Source organism: Aeromonas tecta (assembly GCF_000820185.1).
GTDB classification, from domain to species: Bacteria; Pseudomonadota; Gammaproteobacteria; order Enterobacterales; family Aeromonadaceae; genus Aeromonas; species Aeromonas tecta.
In genome coordinates this window covers 248121-271350 of the sequence record NZ_CDCA01000028.1, presented here as the reverse complement: position 1 = coordinate 271350, position 23230 = coordinate 248121, and the positions used below count along the sequence as shown (strand labels likewise).

Below are 23230 nucleotides of genomic sequence, written 5' to 3'. Positions count from 1 at the left end.
TAACCCGAGCCGGGCCCCCGGCGCAGCTCCCAAACAGTGCGCCCAGCCAGTAACTCCTTCACCACTGCATCGCCGAAAAGCAAACGGGGCCCGCAGGCCCCGTTGTCATCATCTTGGTCAATCGCCTTAGCGACCGTGGTATTGAGCGGACAGCTCGTGTACCGCGTTGACGAAGACGCCTGCGTGCTCAGGATCCACATCCTGGTGAATACCGTGGCCCAGGTTGAAGACGTGGCCGTTGCCCTGACCAAAGCCCGCCAGAATGGTGGCGACCTCTTCACGGATGCGGGCAGGCGCTGCGTAGAGCATGGAGGGATCCATGTTGCCCTGCAGCGCGACCTTGTCGCCGACCCGGCGCTTGGCGTCCGCAATGTCGGTGGTCCAGTCCAGGCCAAGGGCATCACAACCGGTGGCGGCGATCTGCTCCAGCCACTGGCCACCGTTCTTGGTGAACAGGGTCACCGGCACGCGGCGCCCTTCGTGCTCGCGGATCAGGCTGTCGACGATCTTGTGCATGTATTGCAGGGAGAAGTCGCGGTAATCCCGCGGGGTCAGTACGCCGCCCCAGGTATCGAACACCATGACCGACTGGGCGCCAGCCTTGATCTGGGCATTCAGGTAGCCGATCACGCTGTCCGCCAGCTTGTCGAGCAGCAGGTGCAGGGTCATGGGCTCGGCGTACATCATCTGCTTGATCTTGGTGAACGCCTTGGAGCTGCCCCCCTCCACCATGTAGGTGGCCAGGGTCCAGGGGCTGCCGGAGAAACCGATCAGCGGCACTTCGCCCTTGAGCTCGCGGCGGATGGTGCGCACCGCGTTCATCACGTAGCCGAGTTCGTCTTCCGGATCCGGGATGGGCAGCGCCTGCACGTCAGCCATGGAGGTGATGGGCCGCTCGAAGCGTGGGCCTTCGCCGTGTTCGAAGTAGAGGCCAAGCCCCATGGCATCGGGCACGGTCAGGATGTCGGAGAAGAGGATGGCGGCATCGAGCGGATAGCGGCGCAGAGGCTGCAGAGTGACTTCACAAGCCAGTTCGGCGTTGCGGCACAGGGACATGAAATCCCCGGCGATGGCGCGAGTGGCCTTGTATTCCGGCAGGTAGCGGCCAGCCTGGCGCATCATCCAGACCGGGGTCAGGTCCACATCCTGGCGCAGCAGGGCGCGCAGGTATCGATCGTTCTTCAGCTCGTTCATCCCAGTTCCTGAGTCATATCCAGCATAAAATGGCGGATATGATACCACTTTGTGTGGGCCAACGGGCGGCTCAAACACATGGCCCGGCCGGTTCGAGTGCAAAGATGTGAAGGGGCGCAAACAAGCGCCCCCTCTTCCTGGTTCAGATGGCGGTCACGCCTCGTCTGCAAGGCACTGCTCGATCAGCCGGCGCGCGATAGTGCCGTGGGGCGGCAAGCGCGGCAGTCGATTGGCCTCGAAGAAATCGGCGGCCACCAGCTCATCGTCCTGCACCTTGATCTCGCCGCTCTGGTAGTCGGCGGTGAAGCCCATCATCAGGCTGTGGGGGAAGGGCCAGGGCTGGCTCGCCACGTAGCGGATGTTGCCGACCCGGATGCCGCTCTCCTCGAACACCTCCCGTGCCACGCACTGCTCGAGATTCTCCCCCGCCTCCACGAAACCTGCCAGCACGGTATACATGGGATCGTCGGCCTGATAGTGACGGCGATGGGCCGCCAGCAAGATGGCCGGCCCCTTGCGCACCGCCACTATGATGCAGGGGGAGATGCGCGGGTAGACGACGTGACCCTGTTGGCACTCTTGTGCCCACTCCCCCGCCTTGGGGGCCATGGGCGCGCCGCACTCGCCGCAGAAGCGATGGCTGCGACGAAAGGTGGCCAGCTGCCAGGCGCGGCCAGCGAGACGAAAGCCCTCCTCATCCCCCGCCACCATCAGCTGGCGCAGGCCTGCCATAGCCGAGGTATCGGCATCAGCCCCCAGATCTAGCAGATAGCAGGGCTCGCCATCCCAGTCGTCAAAGCGCTCGAACGGGGCGTCTTGCAGATGGGCGGGGAGTTGGGCACGGGCGCCCTGCGGGATCTGCCCCTGCGCATCCAGCAGGACTAGGTGATCGCCCCCCAGTACAAACCAGCGGGCCTGTTCGGTCGAAGACATAAGATGAACGCTCTTGTTGAAAGGGGTGTGCAGGGCACGGACAAGTGGGGGCTATCTTACGGTCGGGCGTGGCCCGTGGCGACCAGATAGCCACATCAGGCATAAAAAAAGGGGCCGCATCGGCGACCCCTCTTTCATCCAACCGGCAATGCCCGTCAGTTCATCCAGCGCTCGCTGCTCTTGCGACGACGGGGCAGCATGGGCAACAGGATGCCGAGCAGGATACCGCCGCCAACCATGGCACCACCGCGGATGAACCAGTCCATCTGCATGTCGTGCTCCTGGTTGTCATAGCTCTGGGTCAGGGCGTCGTTCTGCTCCTTGAGGCTCGCCATCTCGGTGCTCTGGCTATCGAGCTGAGCCTTCAGACTGGTGATCTCCTTGGTCTGTTCGGCCAGCTTGCCATCCTTCTCGGTGAAGCGTCGCTCGTTGTCACCGTTGAGGTTCAGCAGGCGGGCCTTGGCCTCTTCCAGCTCTTTTTCGACCTGGGGCAGACGCTCGCGCAGACTGATGCCAGTTTGCAGCTCGGCGTTCTTGATCCAGCCCTCACGGCCGCGACCGTCCACCACCTGGGTGAAACCGGCCTCGTTGTTGACCGCCTTGACCTCCAGCGGTTCACCGGCTTTGACGCTGCCGAGGATCCGGTACTGGGTACCAGGACCGTTGTGGATATAGGTAAATATGTCGTCTGAAACATAACGGGTATCGGCCAGTGCCTGTTGGGCACACAAGCAGATCAAAATCCCGAGAAGGGCGCGCATGGTCGATCGATTCTCTTCGTTGAGTTAGGTGACAGGCCGAATGTTAAGCTGCTCGCGGGTCAAAGGACAAGCAAAGAAAAGCGCCGCCCCCCTCCCTGAGAGCTTGCTCGCAACTTCCCCGTTTGCCACGCGACCATTCCAGACGTCGGCGACTACTTCTGTTTCAGTGACTTCACCTCTTCCCGCAATGCTCTTATCTCCTGCAGCAACAGATCCTGCTGCTCGCTCTGGCGGTGGCGCCACTTGTTGGTCTCGTCGTTGGTCCGCCCCGGGTGCACGAACAGGCTGGCCATGAAGCCGCTGAGGGCGCCAAACAGGCCGACCCCGAACAGGATCAGCAGGCTGGCGGCGAAGCGCCCCTCCTCGGTCCTCGGCACCAGATCCCCGTAGCCCACGGTGGAGAGCGTCACCAGCGTCCACCAGAACGCATCATAAGGGGTCTTGATCAGGCTGCCCGGATGACCCGACTCCAGCCAGTAGATGACCCCTGAGCCCACCCCCAGCAGCAGGAAGAACAGGAACAGGATGCCGGACAGGGTCGTCTCGTTGCGCTCGCGGCGAAACATGCCGAGCAGATCCGGGCCAGTGCGGATCAGCTGATAGACCCGCCACAACTGGATGAGCCGTGCCCAGCGCAGCTGCTCCACCATGGGCAGGCTGCCCGGCAGATAGAACCAGTTCGCCTTGAAGAAGGCCATGCGGTCCGGGGCTCTGACCCAGCCATAGGCGAAGTGGGCGAGGAAGAAGTAGCAGATAAGGCTGTCGAGGTCATAGAACAGCTGGCGGGTCTGCGGGCTCAGATCCCCATGCCCCCACCAGCGGGCACAGACCAGTGTCACGGAGATCACCGACAGAAAGGCCATCAACAGATCCATGGCGCGCAGGTGAGTTAAGTGATGTCGCATACATTTTCCTACTTCAGGTGCGGTGCGAATTAATAAAAAGGAAGATAATGCCGATAGTCATGATGACAAAGGAAAAACGGACATTAAAAGGAGAAACATTATGCAGTTAAACCCGCTGGAGCGGCGAATGAGCAACATCCGGCTGGTGCCCAAAGTGGTACTGCTCATGGTGTTCAGCACCCTGTTGCTGCTGGCCAAACTCTGGTTCGATGCCAGCAATCTGGAATCCACCCTGCTGAGTGAGGGGATAGATCCCGCCAAGGCCAATGATATCGCCGATCGCCTGCTGTGGACCGGCGTGATGGAGACGGCGCTGATGGGGGTCATCTTCGTGGTGCTGTTGCTGACCGGCTCCCGTCTCATGGTCAAGCAGGTGCACTACCTGGTCGGCCTGCTCGAGCGCTTCGCGCGCAAGGATCTCAGCCACAGCGTGTTGCTCAAGTCCCGCGACGAATTCGGTGACATCGCCAAGGCGGTCGCCCACTCCCAGGAAAACCTCAAGCAGGTATTTGGCACCCAGCGGGTCGCCTGCAAGGAGCTCAACGACATTGCCTCCCAGGTGACCCTCTGCATGGAGGAGGCCAACGAGGCGATCAACGAAGAGTTCGTACAGATAGAACAGCTGGCGAGCGCCATGAGCCAGATGGTTGGCGCCATTCGTGAGGTGGCCGCCCACGCCGAGCAAGCCTCCCACGCCACCGCCGACGCCAGCGAGCTGGCCCGGGAAGGCAGTCGCTGCGTGGCCGCCACCGTCTCCACCATCGACACCCTGTCCGGCAACATCCAGCGCTCCTCTTCCGTGGTCAACGAGGTGGAGCAGGGGGTCGATCGCATCGGCTCCGTGGTGGATACCATCCGCGGCATCTCGGAGCAGACCAACCTGCTGGCGCTGAACGCCGCCATCGAGGCCGCCCGCGCCGGCGAAGCGGGTCGCGGTTTCGCCGTGGTCGCCTCCGAGGTACGCGAGCTGGCCAACCGGGCCCAGGCCGCCACCGTCGAGATCCAGAAGATGATCGAGCAGTTGCAGGGCAACGCCCGCCAGGCCGTCGGCCTGATGAGCGAGAGCGTGCAGCAGGCCGACAAGGGGGTGGAGCAAGTCACCCAGGCCGGAGATCAACTCGCCACCATAGTGCAGCGGGTGCAAGGGGTGGCGGACATGAACCGCCAGATCGCCGCAGCCTCCGAGCAGCAGAGCTCGGTGGCCGAGGAGATGAGCGCCAACCTGGAGCAGGTCAAGCAGGTGGTGGAAGGATCAGTGGTGGTGCTGCGGGAGCTGAGAGAGGCCTCCGAGCTGGTAGAACACCACAGCCAGACGCTGGATACCCATATCCAGGCCTTCAAGCTGGCCTGATAAGCTGATTTGAGTAAACTGGAAGGCCCCGTCAGGGGCCTTTCTTATTGATATCACGGCAAGGAGCCAGGATGCAGACCACAGAATCTCAGCTTGAGATCAGCGACGACAAGGGGCGGCTCGACGTGCCGCTGATCCACCGCTTCCTGTCCGAGGAAGCCTACTGGAGCCTCGGCATTCCGCGCTCGACGGTGCAGCGGGCCATCAACCATTCGCTGTGCTTCGGCGGATATCTGGCGGGCCAGCAGGTGGCCTTCGCCCGGGTCATCACCGACAAGGCGACCTTCGGCTATCTCGCCGATGTGTTCGTGTTGCCGGGCCATCGTGGCCAGGGTCACAGCAAGGCGCTGATCGCCGCCATCCTCGCCCATCCCGAACTGCAGGGGCTGCGTCGCCTCTCCCTGGCCACTGCCGATGCCCATGGGCTCTACGCCGGCTTTGGCTTCGTACCACCGGCTCGCCCCGAGAATCTGATGGAAAAGCACGACCCCGAGATCTATCAACGCCCCTGAGCCAGCCCTAGACGCCCGCCCATTTCGACGAGCGTCATGGCGCTCGTCGATGACCATGCCAGAGGGCAGAACCGGCGACTCGGATAACCTCTGCACTGTGACGAAAGCCGTGGCAGTGCTAGATTGGCAGCCAGCTTTTTCACTCAACCTGCAGATCCGTTAATCACAAGGACGGTAACCGTGGCCCAGCATTCCTCTTCTCTCTCGTCTGTCTCCCCCGCTCTCCCTTCCTTGTTGCAGGAGCAGGCCCAGCGCCAGTGGCAACGACTGCTCGAGTTGGCACCCGACTATGGGGATCTGCCTCAAGATCAGCAGCAGACGCTGCTTACCCTGTTCGGTTTCTCCGACTTCGTCTCCGATTCCCTTATCAAGCAGCCTGAACTGCTAAAAGAGACCCTGGCGTCGGGAGATCTCACACGGCGAGAGCGCTGGTCCGCCTATGAGCCAGATCTCGCGGCCCTGCTCGCCGGGGTCGGTGATGAAGAGGCGCTCAAGCGGGTACTGCGCCAGTTCAGGCGCAGCCGCATGCTGGTGATCGCCTGGCGTGAGCTGCTGGGGGAATCGGAGGTCGAAGAGAGCTTTATCCATCTCACCCGGCTCGCGGATACGCTTATCTGCGGCGCCCGCGACTGGCTCTACGCCAAGCAATGCACCGAGCTCGGCACCCCGATGGATGGCAATGGCGATCCCCAGCCGCTGCTGATCCTCGGCATGGGCAAGCTAGGCGGGGGCGAGCTGAATTTCTCCTCGGATATCGACCTCATCTTTACCTTCCCGGACAACGGCTACACCGTCGGCGGGCGGCGGGAGCTGGCGAACCAGCAGTTCTTCATCAAGCTCGGCCAGCGCCTGATCAACGCCCTGCACCAGCCGACCCAGGATGGTCAGGTGTTCAGAGTCGACATGCGGCTGCGCCCGTTCGGCGAAGCGGGACCGCTCGCCATCTCGTTTGCCGCCATGGAGGATTACTACCAGCACCACGGTCGCAACTGGGAGCGTTACGCCATGGTCAAGGCGCGGGTGCTGGGCCCCCAATGCGAGCACGCCCAGGCGCTCACCGAACTGCTGCGCCCCTTCGTGTTTCGCCGCTACATCGATTTTGGCGTCATCGACGGCCTGCGCCAGATGAAGGCGATGATCGCCGCCGAGGTGCGCCGCAAGGGGCTGGAGGGCAACATCAAGCTAGGCTCTGGCGGTATTCGTGAGGTGGAATTTATCGCCCAGGCGCTGCAGCTCATTCGTGGTGGCCGCGAACCCGCGCTGCGGGTGCGCCACCTGCCAGAGGCGCTGGCCGCCATCGCCCACAGCGGCGCACTCGAAGAGGAGCGCGCCACTCGCTTGCTCGAGGCATATCGTTTCCTGCGCCGGGTCGAAAACATTCTGCAGGAGATTGGCGATCAGCAGACCCAGACCCTGCCCACCGAGGCGCGGGATCGTCAGCGGTTGACCTTCTCGCTGGGCTTCGATGACTGGGGATCCTTTATGGCCCGGCTGGACGAGGAGATGGCCGCCGTCCATCAGGAGTTCGTCGCCGTGGTGGGGGAAGAGAAAGAGGCCCCGGACCATCTGGATCAGCTCTGGCTCGATCTGTGGCGCACCGAACTCGACGCCGCCGAGCTGGCACAGCTGTTCGGCACCCAGGGCATCGAGGAGACGGCGCCGCTCTGCAGCGCCCTGCTGCGCTTCAAAGAGGAGTATCGGCGCCGCCAGGTCGGCCCCCAGGGGCGCGTCGCCCTTGACGCACTGATGCCGGAACTGCTGCGGCTGGTGGTCGCCAGCGAGCAGCCAGCCCGGCTGTTCGAGCGGGTCTGCACCCTGCTGACCCGCATCTTCACCCGCAGCGCCTATCTGCAACTGCTAGCGGAAAACCCCGCAGCCCTGCGCCAGCTGGTGCGGCTGTGTGACGCCAGCCACCTGGTGAGCGAGCAGCTCGCCCGCTATCCCATCTTGCTCGACGAGCTGCTGGATCCCCAGCACCTCTACCACCCCACCCCGCTCGATCAATACAAACCCCAGCTGCGCCAGTTCCTGCTGCGCATTCCCGAAGAGGATGTCGAGCAGCAGATGGAGGCGCTGCGCCAGTTCAAGCAGGTGCAACTCTTACGCATAGTGGCGGCCGATATCGCCGGCGCCCTGCCGCTGATGAAGGTGAGCGATCACCTCACCTGGCTGGCGGAGGCCATCACCGAGGAGGTAGTCAATCAGGCCTGGATCCAGATGAGCGAACGCTACGGGGTGCCGCCCGAGGTGACCTTGAGCGGCCAACGCGGCTTTGCTGTCGTCGCCTACGGCAAGCTCGGTGGCATCGAGCTCGGCTATGGCTCGGACTTGGATCTGGTGTTCCTGCACGGCGGCGATCCCAACAGCTACACCGACGGCCCCAAGTCCATCGACAGCCGTCAGTTCTATCTGCGCCTGGCCCAGCGCATCCTGCACCTGTTCAGCACCCGTACCCCGTCCGGCATTCTGTACGAGATCGACATGCGGCTGCGCCCCTCCGGCGATGCGGGCCTGCTGGTGTCATCGCTCTCCGCTTACGAGCAATACCAGCTGAGCGATGCCTGGACCTGGGAGCATCAGGCGCTGGTGCGGGCCCGCCCCATCTACGGTGACGAGGCCATCCAGGCCGAGTTTGCCCGGGTGCGTCGTGCGGTACTCGCCAGGGAGCGTGACCTGCCTACCCTGGCCCGCGAGGTGCGCGAGATGCGCCACAAGATGCGGGATCACCTACTCAAGGCCGGCGAGGGAGAGTTCGATCTCAAGCAGTCTCCCGGCGGCATGGTGGACATCGAATTCATCGCCCAGTACCTGGTGCTGGCCCATGCCAGCGGCGAACCGGAGACGCTCACCCGCTGGTCCGATAACGTGCGTATCTTCGATGAGTGCGTGCTGGCCGGGGTGCTGAGCCTGGAGCAGGCGGAGGGGCTGAAGCAGGCCTATCTGGAGATCCGCAACCTGGGCCATCGCCTCAATCTGTCGGAGATCTCCCGCAAGGTGGGAGACGATCAACTGCTCACCGAGCGAGGCCATGTACTGGCCGTCTGGCAACAGCTGTTGGGGGAGTGAGTTAACCCTGATTAGCACAATAAGAGAGGGCGCCACGGCGCCTTCTCTTTATTCTGAACTGACCTCTGCGCTTTCCCTCTTCAGGAAAATCGCCTTGGCGAGGAGTGCGCCCGAAACATATCACCCCCGTTCAGGGGTGGCCGCCTTGCTGCGACGATCGTTGATCCACTGTTTCACTTCAATGGTGAAGGTATCGGGGGCTTTTCGGTACATTTTGCGAACCAGATCGAGGATGCTGCATCGGGCCAGCTCCTCTTCCATGCGCTGTTGAGCGCTATCCATGACGGAGCGAACACCGCAGGGGCCATCGCAAGCCCAGGAGGGCGGCGTCTCATCAAACAAGGCCAGTCGCTGGCGAATTTCGCGACACTCAAATAGTGACTTGTCCCCGTCGATGGCCTGAACCACATCGAGCACTGTGATCAGTTCGCTGGCCCGAGCGAGTCTGAACCCTCCCCCCTTGCCTTCTGAGCTCACCACCAGTCCCGCCCGGGAAAGACGGGTAAATATCTTGGCTAGATAGTCGTATGGAACGTTTTGCAATTCGGCCATTTCGCGCACGCTCAGCTCACGCTCAGCGCCCTTTGCATCGACCATGCTCATCAGGCTGTGAATGCCGTATTCCACACCAGAACTGTAAAACGCCATTGCTTGCTCCATCTTGTTCGTCCTGCTGATGGTACAGCAGATACTCAGAAAGATCTTGTCGCAGTTAACTCAGATAAGTATAGTCGCAGTTATCGAGACGAACAGCCTGTACCTTTGGAAGGGAAAAACATGAAGCAACGTATTCTTATCATCGGCAGTGGTTTTGCTGGCATGTGGGCCGCCGTCGGTGCCGCCCGTCTGGCATATCTTCAGGGCAGCCATGAGCTGGAGATCGCCGTGCTGTCACCCCAGCCTGAACTGCGGGTCAGACCACGCTTTTATGAGGCAAATGTGGCCTCGCTGACCGCCGATCTGCGGCCCTTGTTTGAGGCGCTCGATATCCGCTTCATTGCCGGCAGCGTTGACCAGGTGGAGCCTCAGGAACACCAGGTCTGGTATCGCAACGATCAAGCCGAGATGACCAGCATCGCTTACGATCGACTGGTGCTCGCTGGCGGCAGCCAGTTGCACAGCTTCGGCGTGAAAGGCATCGCCGAATATGGGTTCGACATCGACCAGCTGGAGACGGCGCAGCGCCTCGAAGCGCACCTCAATGCCCTGGCAACCCAGCCAGAGAGTCCGGCGCGCAATACCGTGGTGGTGTGTGGCGGTGGCTTCACCGGGATCGAGCTGGCTACCGAACTGCCGTCGCGGTTGAAAACGCTGTTAGGCGCCAATACGAATACCAAAGTAGTCGTAGTAGAGCGTAGTTCTGTCATCGGTGGCCAGTACAGTGAGGCGCTGCGTGAGGTGATCCGCAACGCCTGCGATGAGCTGGGTGTAGAGTGGCGGCTGAATACCGGCGTGGAAGTGGTGGATGCGGCCGGAGTGACGCTGCAAGATGGCAGCCGGATAGACGCCGCCACCGTGATCTGGACCGCTGGCGTCAAAGCCAGTTCGCTGGGGGAGTCCATCGCCGCCGAGCGCGATGCGCAAGGACGTTTCATCGTCACGCCAGAGCTGCAGATCCCTGGTTACCCGAATATCTACGCCACGGGCGACATGGCCCATGCCAAGACGGATGACCTCGGCAACACGGCACTGATGACCTGCCAACACGCCATCCAGTTAGGCAAATTTGCCGGGCATAACGTCGCTGCAAGCCTGCTGGGCGTCAGTCCGCTGCCTTATCGCCAGGTCAACTATGTGACCTGTCTTGATCTGGGGGCCTGGGGCGCCGTCTATACCGAAGGCTGGGATCAGCAGGTAAAACTGGTTCGCGAGGAAGCAAAGAAACTCAAAATAGCCATCACCAATGAACTGATTTATCCGCCTAAGCCTAATCGCGACGAGGCCTTTGCCGCCGCCGATCCCTTGGCTAAATTTGTTTGATTTCCCACCACGACCAGAGTGCGAGTCAGGCCTTAGCCTGGCTCGCACTCATGTCTGCGAATTGAAGGCATCATCTCAATCACTGTACAGGCAGCGCCTCAACGCCAAGCAGATATACATAGGCTTGCTTGATGAAGAGCAAAAAAGAAACCTGAGACTCCACCGATCAAGTCGATGAAATATCAGCCTTTATGGCTCGAGAAATGACAGCGATAGCCGTTTTGAATCATCAAGGTTTGGGGAAGGCCAGCCTGCCCCAGGCCTCTCAGCGCCCGCCCGCCACATCGATAAAGGTACCGGTGGCGTAGGAGGCCTCGTCCGACAACAGCCAGGCGATAGCAGCAGCGACTTCTGCTGGCTGACCACCCCGTAGCAGTGGAATATTCCCCTTTATTCGCTCCACCCGACCGGGTTCACCGCCATCGGCATGCATGTCGGTATAGATAAAACCGGGTCGCACCCCGTAGACCCGGATCCCTTGCGCCGCCACCTCCAGCGACAGGCCCTTGGTCAAGACATCGATGGCTCCCTTGGAGGCCGCATAGTCCACATACTCCCCGGGGGAGCCGAGGCGGGCGGCGGCGGAGGAGACGTTGACGATGGCGCCCCCAGTTTGCCCTTTTTGCATGCGCCGCACCGCTTCCCGGCAACACAGAAAGTAGCTGGTGACATTGGTGGTCAGGGTCTTGTTGATGCGCTCGGCGCTCATCTCCAGCACCTTCATCTGCGGCTGCAAGATGCCGGCGTTGTTCACCAGGTGAGTGACGGATCCTAGCTGCTGATCCATCTCCTCGAACAGTCGCACCACCTCGGCTTCCACGCTGACATCCGCCTGCAATGCGATGCAGGCAACCCCATAACGCTCGCGGATCTCGGCCGCCAGCGCCTCGGCGACCGCCCGCTGCTGCCGATAGTTGAGGCAAACCCCATAGCCCTGCCCCGCCAGATAGTGCGCCGTCGCCGCCCCTATGCCCCGACTGGCGCCGGTGATCAAAACCCGCTTTTCCATTGCCGCGCTCCTCCATGATGTGTTGAGCCGGATCTTACCCCAGACGGGGCAGAGGCGAGAGCCCGCGGCTGATATGTTGTGACGGTGCGCCATCCCAACAGCTCAGATTTAACACATTCGCTCGGCATGACAGGGGGGGCGCGCAGATGACTATGTTGTCGCCCTGCCGACTCCTCGGACCGGCTTGCCAGGCCAGGCACAGCAACCCTTGCCATCTCTTTTTCACAAAAAACGCATGTTGCCTGAATGTAAAAGCCAGCCACAACGGTCTTGTAGAGTGGCGCAGTTATCGAGACCCCTGATGATCCAATTGCTCCATCCGGATCGTAATAGGGTCTGTGAGTCACAACCTCCGTGAGAGCAGTACCGGGGGCCAGCTCCTCACCAAGATGACGCCACACGGACACTCGCCAATGCTGGCAGAGTGACGGAATGTTCAAGGAGAACAACATGCACGCAACCCGTAAAACCATCAACTGTCTGGCAGGCGCCGCACTGGCAATGGCCGCCGTCTCTCTCTCTGGCGCAGCCATGGCAGCCAACACCGGACAACATGGTGAGAATCAGGTCCAGTGCTGGGGAGTCAACAGCTGCAAGGGCCACAACGACTGCAAGACCGCCAAGAACAGCTGCAAGGGACAAGGTTCTTGCAAGGGCCAAGGCTTCCTCAGCATGACCCGGGAAGAGTGCACCGCCAAGGGCGGCAAAGTGCGCTAAGCTGGCCACTCGTGCTTGTCATGGCCGGTCCCTGCCAAGGGCTACCGGCCTGTTTTTTTAAGCACCACCTAACTCAAGGAGCTTGGATGCACCACTTCCCCTGGCTTGGCTTCGGCCTCGGGCTCAGGCCCCCGCATTTTCAGGACGTGCTGGACGGCGTCGAGGGCGCCGACTGGTTCGAGATCCTGTCGGAAAACTTCATGGTGGCGGGGGGCAAGCCGAGATATTACCTGGAGCAAGTGCGCGCCGATTACCCCATCGTCATGCACGGGGTCTCCATGAACATCGGCTCCACCGATCCTCTTGACATGGACTACCTCGCCCGCCTGCGGGAGCTGATGCGCAGCATAGAGCCCGTCTGGCTGTCAGATCACCTCTGCTGGACCGGCGTCGGCGGCCAGAGCAGCCACGATCTGCTGCCCCTCCCCCTGACGGATGCCGTGCTCGGCCACCTGTGCGATCGCATAGACGCGGTACAAAACTACCTCGGCCGCCCCCTGGTGCTGGAGAACGCCTCCACCTACCTCGCCTTCGCCGGGGATGAGTATCTGGAGCAGGACTTTCTCAACCAGCTCAGCCGCCAAAGTGGGTGCCGCCTGCTGCTCGACATCAACAACATCTATGTCAGCAGCCGTAATCACGGCTTCGATGCCAACGCCTATCTGGACGAGATCGATACCGAGGCGGTGGTGCAGTTTCACCTCGCCGGGCACAGCGACTACGGTGACTACGTCATCGATACCCATGACCACCCCATCGTCGATCCGGTCTGGGCCCTGTTCGAGCGGGCGGTACGCCGCTTTGGCCCCGTCAGCACCATGATAGAGCGCGACGATCACATACCTCCCTTCGCTGAGCTGGTGACCGAGCTAAACCAGGCCAGACGCATCGCGGCTCCCCATTGGCCCTCAAGCAAGGCCCCAGGCGAGGTGCCCCATGCCAGCGCTAGTTGAGCTGCAAGCCTTGCAGCAGGCCTTTATGCGGGGCCTGCAGGAGCAACCCGATGTGCCTCCCGTGACCGTGATCCCGGGCCACCTGCCCGCTGAACTGCGCTGGCACATCTATGCCAACGCCTACCAGAGCCGCCTGCTGGAGTGTCTGCAGGAAGATTTCGAGCAGACCTGGGCCTATGTGGGGGATGAGCTGTTCGAGCAATGCTGCCTCGGCTATCTGGCGCAGCACCCACCCCGTAGCTGGACTCTGCGTGCACTGGGGGCGGGCTTTCCCCACTATCTCGAACAAGCCCTGGCGGAGCACCCCCAGGTGGCCGAGCTCGCCGAGTTCGAGTGGCGGCTGCGCGCCGCCTTCGACGCCGCCGATACCGAGGCCCTGACCCTGAGCGAGATCCAGCGCCAACCCGCCGAGTCCTGGCCCGAGCTGCGCTTTCTGACCGTGCCATCGGCCAGCCTGCATCCCCAGCACTTCAATACCCTGGCGGTATGGAAGGCGCTCAAGGAGGAGCAGGTGCCACCTTCCCCCCAGTATCAGGAGAGCGCCAGCCTCTGCCTCATCTGGCGGGATATCGAGCGCCTCAGCCGCTATCGCAGCCTGGAACCCGACGAGGCAACGGCGGTGCAGGACCTTTTTCGGCGGGAGAACTTCGCCAGCCTCTGCCTGCACCTTGGCGAGCGATTGGGAGAAGAGGTCGCCGCCTTTCGGGCCGGCTGCTTTCTGCAGCTCTGGCTGGCCGAGGGGCTGATCGGCGGTTTTCACCGGGACTGAGCGGCCACCAGCAGCCCAAAAAAAAACGGGCCCTAGGGCCCGTTGTCATGAATCCGTACAGCGAGGCGCCTCTACTTGAACAGCCCCTTGAGCAGTTGATCCGCCGCCCCCTTGATCCCTTCGTCGTTGGCCTTGTCCCCCAGCAGTTTTTTCAGGCCGCGTTCGGCCTCCTTGCGGGCCTTCTCTTCCAGCACCTTGTTGTTGCTGAGCAGCTCCTTCACATCCAGCTTGTAGCTGGGCGCCTGCCAGTGGCCGCCGATGCGCACCGGAATGGTGATGTCGTTGAGCTCATCCACCGTCTTGCCGCCCTGGCCCTTGCTGCTCTCCACCACCGAGGTAAGGAACAGGAAGTCGAGGCTCTCGGGCACCAGGGCGGTCTGGCCCTGGCCCTGCACCCGCAGCGCCGGGGCAGCCAGCTGGATGTCGTTGCTGCTGGCGATGCCATTCGCTATCTGGAAGCTGGCGTGAAGATCGCTAAAATCGGTCTTGCGCGCCTCCTTGACCTGCTCCGCGCCCTTGCCGGTGAGGGTGGCTCGCGCCTCGCGGATCATCTCCGCCAGGTTGATGCCATGAAGTGCACCATCACTCAGCTTTAGACTGACAGTGCCCTGCATCTGGCTGCGCAGCGCCTGCTCGGAGAGACCGCGGCCCTGTACCTGGATATCCAAATCGCCCTTACCTTCCAGCAGATCGCTCTGGGCCAGGGTTTGCAACAGCGGGCGCACATTCACCCCTTGTATCCGCTTGTGAACCTGATAGCTCGCCGGTTGCTGGCGCGCATCGAGTACCCCGTTAGCGCTCACCTGACCACCGGCCACGCCGGTGCTGAACTGCTTGAGGTTGAGCTGACCACCGCTCAGGGCGAGTTGCAGATCGACGGCGCTGAGATCCAGCCCCTTCACTTTCAGGCTGCCCAGTTGCAGACGACCCGCCAGATCCACGAGTTTGAGGGCGCTCAAGTCAGGCTCTGCCGTGGACAGGGCTTGAGCCGAGGAGGCTGGCTTGGCCGCTGCGCCCTGCTCACCCGCCGCCACTGTGGCCGGTGCGGCAGAAGATGCGGCGGTCTTGGCCCCATCCTGCGTGCCGAGCCAGCCGTCGAGATCCAGCTTGTCACCCTTGAGATCGAATTCGATCCTGGGCACGGCGCCGAGTTTTACGATGCCATTGCCGCTCAGCAACGCATCATCTGCGCCCATCACCAGGTTGGTCAGGGTGATCAACTGCTTGTCCAGCTCGGCGCGGGCAAAGCCGGCCAGCTTGAGGGAGAGCGGCGAGCGCGGCAGGCCCTCACCGGTCAGCTTGGCGGCCAATACCGCATCCGACACCTCCACCAGCTGCAGGCCCTTGTCGAGGCGCGCCTTGAGGGTGCCCTCCAGCGAACCGGCCAGGGTCGGCTTGGCCACTTCCCCCTGGGCGCCGTTCAGGCTCAGGGTCAGGCTGCCCCACTCCCCCAGCGCCAGGCGATCCGCCTTGAGAGAGAAGTCATCCAGCCGCTGCTTGGGATCCCCCAGGCTGCCGCTCAGGCTCAGATTCTTCAGCTCGCTGTCATGGGCATCCCGGGCCAGCTTGATCTCGGCCTGCCCCTTGATATCAAAACCCAGATCTCCACGCGCGCCCTTGGCGGCCAGGGTCACCGGCACCCACTCCCCCAGGGTCAGCTGACCCAGACTGAGATCCAGGCGCTCGAGGCGCGAGCTGACGCCGCTGCGATCGTCCTGCACCAGGGCGCTGGCTTGCTCAAGCACCACCCCTTGCAGCTGGATCTGCCACGGCTTACTCTCGCTCGCCGGGCTGGCTGGCGTTGAGGTCTCGCCGCCGGCCGGCGCCAGCTCCTTGTCCTTGACCAGATCCGCCAGGTTGCTGCTGCCGTCAGACTTGGTCTGGATGAAGAGGTGAGCGCCGCTCAAGGTCACCTCGCCTATCTCCAGTCGATGGGAGAGCAGGGGCAACAGGGCCACCGAGGCCTCCCCCTTCTCGACCCGGATAAGATCCGGCTCGGCGAAACCGGCGGGGTTGCGAAGGGCAACCTTCTCGAGGGAGAGCCCCAGACTCGGCCAGAAGCGCCAGCCGATATCCCCCTCCATCACCAGCTCGCGGCCGGTGTTCTTCTTCACCTGCTCAGCCAACTGGGGCTTGAACTGGTTCGGGTCAATCAGGCTCACCAGAGCGACGATGGCCACCAGGGCGGCCAGTGCCAACCCCAGCAGTATGTAGACGATCTTCTTCACGATGACTTCCTCAATGCAGATCCTGCGGCTGACTATACCACCGGGGGGATAGCAGAGGGCAAGGCGGAGCCAAAACGGGGAATTGGCGAGACAGGGATGGTCGCGCCCCTTCCCTCGTACATCACACAAGAAAAAGGGCCCCGTGGGGCCCTGTCGTCAAGGGGGGCGCGGCAGCTGCCAGCAACCCCTCTTTGGTTATGGTTGCAACGGCAGTTGCCGATAGCCCATCTCACTCAGGCTATGGTTGCAACGGCAGTTGCCGGTAACCCATCTCGTAGAGGGTGAAGGCGTAGAGATCCGCGCTCTGCTCGATAAGCTTGGTGACCGGCGTGCCCGCCCCGTGCCCCGCATTGGTCTCGATGCGGATGAGCTGAGGGTGAGGGCCCTCGTTATCCGCCTGCAAGGTGGCGGCGAACTTGAAGGAGTGGGCCGGCACCACCCTATCGTCGTGATCCGCCGTGGTCACCAGGGTCGAGGGATAGCTCACCCCCTCACGCAAGTTGTGCAGCGGCGAGTAGCCCTTCAGATACGCGAACATGGCCTCGCTGTCGGCGCTGGTGCCATAGTCATAGGCCCAGCCCGCCCCGGCGGTAAAAGTGTGGTAGCGCAGCATGTCGAGCACCCCCACCGCCGGCAAGGCAACCCGCATCAGATCCGGGCGCTGGGTCATGACGGCCCCCACCAGCAGACCGCCGTTGGAACCGCCGCGCACCGCCAGCTTGTCGGTGCTGGTGTAGCCTTGGGCCTTCAGGTACTCGGCCGCCGCGATGAAGTCGTCGAACACGTTCTGCTTGTTCATCTGGGTGCCCGCGAGGTGCCAGGCCTGGCCGTACTCGCCGCCCCCGCGCAGGTTCGCCACCGCGTAGACTCCCCCCAGATCCAGCCAGTTCGCCACCGACACACTGAAACTCGGGGTCAGGCTGACGTCAAAACCGCCGTAGCCATAGAGGATGGTGGGGTTGCTACCATCGAGTTTGAGCCCTTTACGGTAGCTGATGATGAGCGGCACCCGGGTGCCATCCTTGCTCTGGTAGAAGCGCTGCTCCGAGACATAATCCGCAGGATTGAACGGCGCCGCCGAGGCGCGGTAGAGGCTGATGGCGCCGCTCTTGGGGGCCAGCCGATAGAGGGTCGGCGGCAGGGCATAGTTCTCAAAGCCGAAGTAGATCTCGGGATCGTCGCGCTTGCCGTTGAAACCGCTGACGCTACCGAGCCCAGGCAGTGCAATGTTCCGTACCTTGTTGCCCTCATAGTCGAACTGCTCGACCCGGGCGGTGGCATCCACCATATATTCCGCGAACAGATAACCGGCGCCGCTGTGCACCGACAGCACCTGAGAGCGCTCGGGGATGAGGCCGCGCCAGTGTTGGGGGCCAGGATTGCTCGCATCGACTGTCACCAGCCGGCCGTTGGGGGCGCCGCGATTGGTCTGCAGGTAAAGCGTGCTGCCCCGGTTGTCCACCAGGCTGACGTCCGCATCCAGATCCCCCTGCACCGTTAACAGCGGTGCATTGTCCTGGGTCAGATCCTTCACATAGAGGCGATTGCCAGAAGTGGAGTTCGCCGCCGAGATGAGCAGGTAGCGATCATCCTCGGTGACGCTGGCCCCCACGTAGCGGTGTTTCTGGGCCGGGATGGCGCCAAACGCCAGCCGATCGTCCTCTTGCACCGTGCCGAGGCGGTGGAAATAGACCTTGTGCTGATCCGTCTTGGCCGACAGCTCGCTGCCGTCCGGCTTGTCATAGCTCGAGTAGAAGAAGCCCTCGTTGCCAAGCCAGCTGATGCCGCTGAATTTCACATCCTTGAGGGGCGCCTCCAGGGGCTGCTTGCTCTCCACATCCATCAGGTGGATCTCGCGCCAGTCGCTGCCGGCCAGGGACAAGGAGTAGGCCAGCCGCTTGCCATCCCGGGAGAAGCTCAGCTGATCCAGCGCCGTGGTGCCGTCGGGGCTGAGGGTATTGGGATCGAGGAACACCTCGGCGGGCTTGCCCGGCGCATGGCGCCACAACACGTTCTGGTTTTGCAGGCCGTCGTTCTTGAAGAAGTAGTGGTAGCGCCCCTCGCGAAACGGCGCCCCCTCCTTGGCGTAGTTCCAGGAGGCGGCGAGCTTGCTCTTGATCGCCTCGCGAAACGGGATCCTGGCCAGGTAATCCTGGGTCACGGCGTTCTGGGCCTTGACCCAGGCCTCGGTCTCGGGACTGCGGTCGTCCTCCAGCCAGCGATAGGGATCGGCCACGGCCTGACCGAAGTAGTGATCCACCTGATCGCCCTGGCGGGTGACGGGGTAGTGAAGGCGCATTTTCCCTGACATGGCATCCTCTTGAGTTGAGTGACCACTGCAGGCACCGAGCAATGTCAGGGCCAGCAGACAGACAATGGATCGCATCGAGGCAACTCCCTGCGGTTCGAATGAAGCAGGCAGGTTAGCAAAGAGTGGCAGGGCCCCCAACCCCCCAGGGGGCGACCTGACTCAGGCGAGCACATCCCCGTGCCAGAGAGGCTCAGTGCCATAGCCATCTTTTCGCTTAAGTTTGCCGCTTTATTTTGTTTGTTATCCGGCACTTGGGTCACAGGATGGCATAACCGACCAGCCCAGACGACTCGCTCAGGATAATCCATGCCCTATAGCTATCTCTCCCATTTGCGCTGCAGCAAGACAGGTGAAATCCATGATGCCGATCAGCCCCAGCAACTGAGCCGGGTCGGGGCGCCGCTGCTGGCAAGCTACGATCTCGAGGCCCTGAAGCAGGCCTGGCGACCGGCCGATCTGCTGGGTCGCCCCGCCAGCCTGTGGCGCTACCACGAGCTGCTGCCGGTGCGCGATCCCGCCCAGGTGGTGACCCTTGGGGAAGGCTTCACCCCGCTGGTGCCCCTGCCGAAACTCGGCAAGCAAATTGGCATCCCGGATCTCTGGATGAAGGATGAGAGCATCATCCCCACCGGCTCCTTCAAGGCCCGTGGCGCCGCGGTCGGCCTCTCCCGTGCCCGCGAGCTCGGCATCGCCCATTTCGCCATGCCCACCAACGGCAACGCCGGCGCGGCCTGGGCCCTGTACGGCGCCCGCGCCGGCCTGCGCAGCACCATAGTCATGCCCCAGGCGGCCCCCGCCATCACCCGGTTGGAGACCTCATTGGCCGGGGCCCGCCTCTATCTGGTGGACGGCCTCATCAGCGACGCCGGTCGCCAGGTGGCCCAGGCGGTGGCGGAGCAGTCCCTGTTCGATGCCTCCACCCTCAAGGAGCCCTATCGCATCGAGGGCAAGAAGACCATGGGGCTGGAAATCGCCGAGCAGTTCGGCTGGACCCTGCCGGACGTGATCCTCTACCCCACCGGCGGCGGGGTCGGCCTCATCGGCATTTACAAGGCGCTGCGGGAGTTGCAGGAGCTGGGCTGGATCAAAGGGGATCTGCCCCGGCTAGTGGCGGTGCAGTCGAGTGGCTGCGCCCCCATAGTACAGGCCTGGCAACAAGGAGCGTCAGAATCGACCTTCTGGCCCGACTCCCAGACCCTGGCCTTTGGCATCAATGTGCCCAAGGCGCTAGGGGATTTCTTGGTGCTCGACGCCCTCTACAGCACCGACGGCTATGCCATCGCGGTGGACGACAGGGCCATCCAGAGCGAAATTCGCCAGCTCGCCTCCCAGGAGGGCAGCTTCGTCTGCCCGGAAGGGGCCGCCGCCTTCGCCGCCGCCCGCCAACTGCGAGAAGCGGGCTGGATCAAGGAAGGCGATCGGGTGGTGGTGCTCAACACCGGCGCCGGCATCAAGTACCCGGACGCCATCACAGTGGTGCCCCAGCGGCTGCGCCGTGACGGGAGGATCCCCGCATGACGTTCGACTGGGCCTTTATCGTCTCCACCCTGCCCGCCTTTGGCAAGTCGGTCTGGGTCACCCTGCAACTCGGCGCCATCGTCATCGCTACCTCCCTCGCAGTGGCCCTGCTCAACGTAGCGCTGCTCGGCCTGCACAGGCCGTTGCTGAGCGGGGTGATCCGCGGCTATGTGGAGCTGGCCCGTAACACGCCGCTCTTGATCCAGCTGTTCTTCCTCTACTTCGGGCTGCCGGCCCTGGGGCTGTCCTTGTCTGGCTTTGCCACGGCGGTGATCGCCATGACCTTCCTCGGCGGTGGCTACCTCACAGAAGCGCTGCGGGCCGGAGTGGCGGCGGTGCCCCACAGTCAACTGGAGGCGGGCCAGGCCATCGGCCTCTCCCGCTGGCAGCTGCTGCGCCACGTGCAACTGCCCCAGGCCTGGCTCGCCAGCCTGCCGGCGCTCTTTGCCAACTTCATCTTCCTGCTCAAGGAGACAACTGTAGCCTCGGCGGTGGCGGTGCCCGAGCTGCTCTACACCACCAAGAACTATATCGCCCTCTACTACAAGACCTACGAGATGCTGGCGGTGCTGACCCTGATGTGCGTGCTGATCTTTCTGCCCTTGTCCCTCGCCCTGCGAGCCCTTGAGAGGAGGCTGCAATATGGTCAGTTCGGTCACTGAGTCGCTGATGCAATCGAGGACTCCTATGTGGGCACGGATCTTTCTGCCACTCCCGTCACCCACACAATACGTATTGGAAGGGAGGAATGAGTATGGCCACTCCGGTTTCTGAGTTGCTGAGCCAGGCCCTGCCCCTGCTCATCGTCGGCGCAGGTCAGACCCTCGCCATCTCCCTGCTCGCCATCCTGTTCGCCACTCTGGGCGGCCTGGGTTACGGCGTGCTGGCGCAGCAGGGCGGGCGGCTGACTCAAGGGATGCTGCGAGTGTATCTGGAGCTGTTTCGGGTGGTGCCCGTGCTGGTGTGGCTCTATCTGTTCTTCTTCGGGCTGCCCATCGTCTTCGGCCTCGATATCCCGGCCTTCTGGTGCGCCGTGCTGGTGCTCTCCCTGTGGGGGGCGAGCGAGGTGGGGGAAGTGGTGCGCGGCGGGCTTGGATCTCTGGCCCGTGGGCAGCAGGAGGCCGGACTGGCGCTTGGCCTCTCCCGCTGGCAGCTCTATCGCCACGTGCTGCTGCCCCAGGCGCTGCAACGGCTGACGCCGCCGACCATCAACATCCACACCCGCATCATCAAGACCAGCTCCCTGGCGGTGCTGATTGGAGTGGTGGAGGTGATCAAGGTGGGCCAGCAGATCATCGAGCGCACCTATGCCTCGCTGCTTATCTACGGCCTGCTGTTCTTGTTCTTCTTTTTGGTCTGCTATCCGCTCTCGCTGGCCTCGCGCCGGCTGGAGCAAAAATGGGGTAATGCGGTATGACGCCTCTGCTTGAACTCAATGCTGTCAGCAAACAATTCGGTCAGAACCGGGTGCTGGACAAGGTCAGCCTCGCCGTGGCTGCCGGGGAGGTGATCGTGATCCTGGGGCCGAGCGGCTGCGGCAAGAGCACCCTGTTGCGCACCCTCAACGGGCTCGAACCCATTCAGGGCGGCGAGATCCGCTTTGATGGCCAACCCCTGGATGCCGCTACCGACTGGCAGCGACTGCGCCAGCGCATCGGCATGGTGTTCCAGAGTTATCACCTGTTCCCGAACCTGAGGGTGTTGGAGAACGTGCTGCTCGGGCCTCTTCAGGTGCAAAAGAGAGAACGGGCCGAGGCCCTGCTGCAGGCAGAACAGTTACTGACCCGGGTGGGCCTGTGGGAGAAACGCCACGCCTATCCGCGCGAGCTCTCCGGCGGCCAGCAGCAGCGCATCGCCATAGTGCGGGCCCTGTGCATGAACCCCGAGGTGATGCTGTTTGACGAGGTCACCGCCGCGCTGGATCCCGAGATGGTGCAGGAGGTACTGGAGGTGATCCGGGATCTCGCCGGCAGCGGCATGACCCTGCTCATCGTCACCCACGAGCTGGCGTTCGCCCAGGCGGTGGCGGATCGCATCGTCTTTATGGAGGAGGGCCACATCCTGGAGCAGGCCAGCCCCCGCCAGTTTTTCGATAACCCCAGGAGCCAGCGTGCGCGCCAGTTCCTCGCCAAGTTTTCTTATACAAATGTCATCAAACGAAAGGAGTCAGCATGAAGAAAATCACTTCGGTTCTGTTTAGTGCCCTCATCGGCCTGGGCATCGCCAGCGGCGCCGCCCAGGCGGCAGACGGTTCCCTCGACAAGATCAAGGCGCGCGACAAGCTCATCGTCGGGGTCTTCACCGACAAGCCCCCCTTCGGCTTTGTGGATGAGAAGGGGCGCTACGTGGGCTTCGACACCGATCTTGGCCGCCGCTTCGCCAAGGATCTGCTGGGGGACGAGAACAAGATCGAATTCGTGGCGGTCGAACCCGCCAGCCGCATCCCCTTCCTGCAGAGCGACAAGGTGGATCTGATCCTCGCCAACATGACGGTGACCCCGGAGCGGCGCGAGGTGGTGGACTTCACCAACCCGAACCTGAGGGTGGCGGTGCAGGTGCTGGTGCCGGAGAAAAGCGCCGCCAAGGGGCTGGACGATCTGGCGGACAAGACCCTGATCGTCACCACCGGCACCACAGCCGACATTTGGCTGACCCGCAACCACCCGGACTGGAAGGTGCTCAAGTTCGAGAAGAACTCCGAATCCCTGCAGGCGCTGGCCCAGGGCCGCGGCGATGCCTACGCCCAGGACAACCTGGTGCTGTTCAGCTGGGCCAAGGAGAATCCGGGCTACCGCGTGCTGCCCCAGAAGCTGGGCTCGGAAGATCCGATCGCCCCGGCGGTGAAGAAGGGCAATATCGAGCTGCGTGACTGGGTCAACGACCGTCTCGCCAAGCTGGGGGAAGAGAAGTACCTGCTCAAGCTGTATGACCAGTATGTGCGCGACAAGTTGAGCGCCGACACCGATCCCAACGACGTGATAGTGGAAGGAGGCAAGTGGCAGGGCTGATCCCCGCCATCCAAG

At 62.8% G+C, this 23230-nt stretch carries 20 protein-coding genes; 12 read left to right on the top strand and 8 right to left on the bottom strand.

Annotated elements, in window-relative coordinates; translation table 11 throughout:
• Window positions 1-126 precede the first annotated feature (126 nt).
• The 4 genes from hemE to BN1137_RS12985 form a co-directional block, all read right to left on the bottom strand.
• A complete protein-coding gene (gene hemE, locus BN1137_RS13000; RefSeq protein ID WP_050719009.1) occupies window positions 127-1194 on the bottom strand; it encodes a uroporphyrinogen decarboxylase in 1068 nt (355 codons plus the stop codon).
• Window positions 1195-1347: 153 nt separating this feature from the next.
• A complete protein-coding gene (gene nudC, locus BN1137_RS12995) occupies window positions 1348-2127 on the bottom strand; it encodes an NAD(+) diphosphatase (RefSeq protein WP_050719008.1) in 780 nt (259 codons plus the stop codon).
• Window positions 2128-2282: 155 nt separating this feature from the next.
• On the bottom strand, window positions 2283-2888 hold the full coding sequence (locus BN1137_RS12990; RefSeq protein WP_050719007.1) for a TIGR04211 family SH3 domain-containing protein: 606 nt from the start codon (window positions 2886-2888) through the stop codon (window positions 2283-2285).
• A gap of 152 nt (window positions 2889-3040) precedes the next feature.
• On the bottom strand, window positions 3041-3793 hold the full coding sequence (locus BN1137_RS12985; protein ID WP_050719006.1) for a potassium channel family protein: 753 nt from the start codon (window positions 3791-3793) through the stop codon (window positions 3041-3043).
• A 100-nt stretch (window positions 3794-3893) separates the two neighbouring features.
• On the opposite strand from BN1137_RS12985, the gene BN1137_RS12980 reads away from it, so the two are divergent.
• From BN1137_RS12980 to glnE, 3 genes are all read left to right on the top strand, one after another.
• Window positions 3894-5144, top strand: a complete 1251-nt coding sequence (locus tag BN1137_RS12980; protein WP_050719005.1) for a methyl-accepting chemotaxis protein — start codon at window positions 3894-3896, stop codon at window positions 5142-5144.
• A 71-nt stretch (window positions 5145-5215) separates the two neighbouring features.
• Complete coding sequence (locus BN1137_RS12975) at window positions 5216-5656, top strand: GNAT family N-acetyltransferase (RefSeq protein WP_050719004.1); 441 nt, start codon at window positions 5216-5218, stop codon at window positions 5654-5656.
• Window positions 5657-5836: 180 nt separating this feature from the next.
• On the top strand, window positions 5837-8722 hold the full coding sequence (glnE, locus tag BN1137_RS12970; protein WP_050719003.1) for a bifunctional [glutamate--ammonia ligase]-adenylyl-L-tyrosine phosphorylase/[glutamate--ammonia-ligase] adenylyltransferase: 2886 nt from the start codon (window positions 5837-5839) through the stop codon (window positions 8720-8722).
• A gap of 120 nt (window positions 8723-8842) precedes the next feature.
• Here the strand turns inward: glnE and BN1137_RS12965 are convergent, their stop codons facing one another.
• On the bottom strand, window positions 8843-9382 hold the full coding sequence (locus BN1137_RS12965; RefSeq protein ID WP_232306940.1) for an RrF2 family transcriptional regulator: 540 nt from the start codon (window positions 9380-9382) through the stop codon (window positions 8843-8845).
• 117 nt (window positions 9383-9499) lie between these two features.
• Here BN1137_RS12965 and BN1137_RS12960 point away from each other — a divergent pair, with 117 nt between their 5' ends.
• Complete coding sequence (locus BN1137_RS12960) at window positions 9500-10702, top strand: NAD(P)/FAD-dependent oxidoreductase (RefSeq protein WP_050719002.1); 1203 nt, start codon at window positions 9500-9502, stop codon at window positions 10700-10702.
• 265 nt (window positions 10703-10967) lie between these two features.
• Here BN1137_RS12960 and BN1137_RS12955 read toward each other — a convergent pair whose 3' ends face one another.
• Window positions 10968-11711, bottom strand: a complete 744-nt coding sequence (locus BN1137_RS12955; protein ID WP_050719001.1) for an SDR family oxidoreductase — start codon at window positions 11709-11711, stop codon at window positions 10968-10970.
• A gap of 450 nt (window positions 11712-12161) precedes the next feature.
• On the opposite strand from BN1137_RS12955, the gene bufA2 reads away from it, so the two are divergent.
• From bufA2 to BN1137_RS12940, 3 genes are all read left to right on the top strand, one after another.
• A complete protein-coding gene (gene bufA2 / locus BN1137_RS12950; protein WP_050719000.1) occupies window positions 12162-12428 on the top strand; it encodes a BufA2 family periplasmic bufferin-type metallophore in 267 nt (88 codons plus the stop codon).
• 86 nt (window positions 12429-12514) lie between these two features.
• The gene (gene bufB / locus BN1137_RS12945; RefSeq protein ID WP_050718999.1) at window positions 12515-13381 is read left to right on the top strand and encodes an MNIO family bufferin maturase; all 867 of its coding nucleotides are present in this window, start codon (window positions 12515-12517) and stop codon (window positions 13379-13381) included.
• A complete protein-coding gene (locus BN1137_RS12940) occupies window positions 13365-14150 on the top strand; it encodes an HvfC/BufC N-terminal domain-containing protein (RefSeq protein WP_050718998.1) in 786 nt (261 codons plus the stop codon). Before bufB ends, BN1137_RS12940 begins: the two co-directional genes overlap by 17 nt.
• A 71-nt stretch (window positions 14151-14221) precedes the next feature.
• Here BN1137_RS12940 and BN1137_RS12935 read toward each other — a convergent pair whose 3' ends face one another.
• Window positions 14222-16378 (bottom strand): AsmA family protein, encoded by a 2157-nt coding sequence (locus tag BN1137_RS12935; RefSeq protein WP_050718997.1) that lies wholly within the window; start codon window positions 16376-16378, stop codon window positions 14222-14224.
• Between the two features lie 238 nt (window positions 16379-16616).
• Window positions 16617-18764, bottom strand: coding sequence for a prolyl oligopeptidase family serine peptidase (locus BN1137_RS12930; RefSeq protein ID WP_050718996.1), 2148 nt, complete (start codon window positions 18762-18764; stop codon window positions 16617-16619).
• A gap of 231 nt (window positions 18765-18995) precedes the next feature.
• Here BN1137_RS12930 and BN1137_RS12925 point away from each other — a divergent pair, with 231 nt between their 5' ends.
• From BN1137_RS12925 to BN1137_RS12905, 5 genes are all read left to right on the top strand, one after another.
• Entirely contained in the window at window positions 18996-20207 is a 1212-nt protein-coding gene (locus BN1137_RS12925; RefSeq protein ID WP_050718995.1) for a threonine synthase, read from the top strand.
• Complete coding sequence (locus BN1137_RS12920; RefSeq protein WP_050718994.1) at window positions 20204-20869, top strand: amino acid ABC transporter permease; 666 nt, start codon at window positions 20204-20206, stop codon at window positions 20867-20869. The genes BN1137_RS12925 and BN1137_RS12920 overlap by 4 nt, the downstream gene beginning before the upstream one ends.
• Before the next feature lie 92 nt (window positions 20870-20961).
• Window positions 20962-21624 (top strand): amino acid ABC transporter permease, encoded by a 663-nt coding sequence (locus tag BN1137_RS12915; RefSeq protein WP_050718993.1) that lies wholly within the window; start codon window positions 20962-20964, stop codon window positions 21622-21624.
• Complete coding sequence (locus tag BN1137_RS12910) at window positions 21621-22382, top strand: amino acid ABC transporter ATP-binding protein (protein WP_050718992.1); 762 nt, start codon at window positions 21621-21623, stop codon at window positions 22380-22382. Before BN1137_RS12915 ends, BN1137_RS12910 begins: the two co-directional genes overlap by 4 nt.
• Window positions 22379-23215 (top strand): transporter substrate-binding domain-containing protein, encoded by an 837-nt coding sequence (locus BN1137_RS12905; protein WP_050718991.1) that lies wholly within the window; start codon window positions 22379-22381, stop codon window positions 23213-23215. The genes BN1137_RS12910 and BN1137_RS12905 overlap by 4 nt, the downstream gene beginning before the upstream one ends.
• The last annotated feature ends 15 nt before the right edge of the window (window positions 23216-23230 follow it).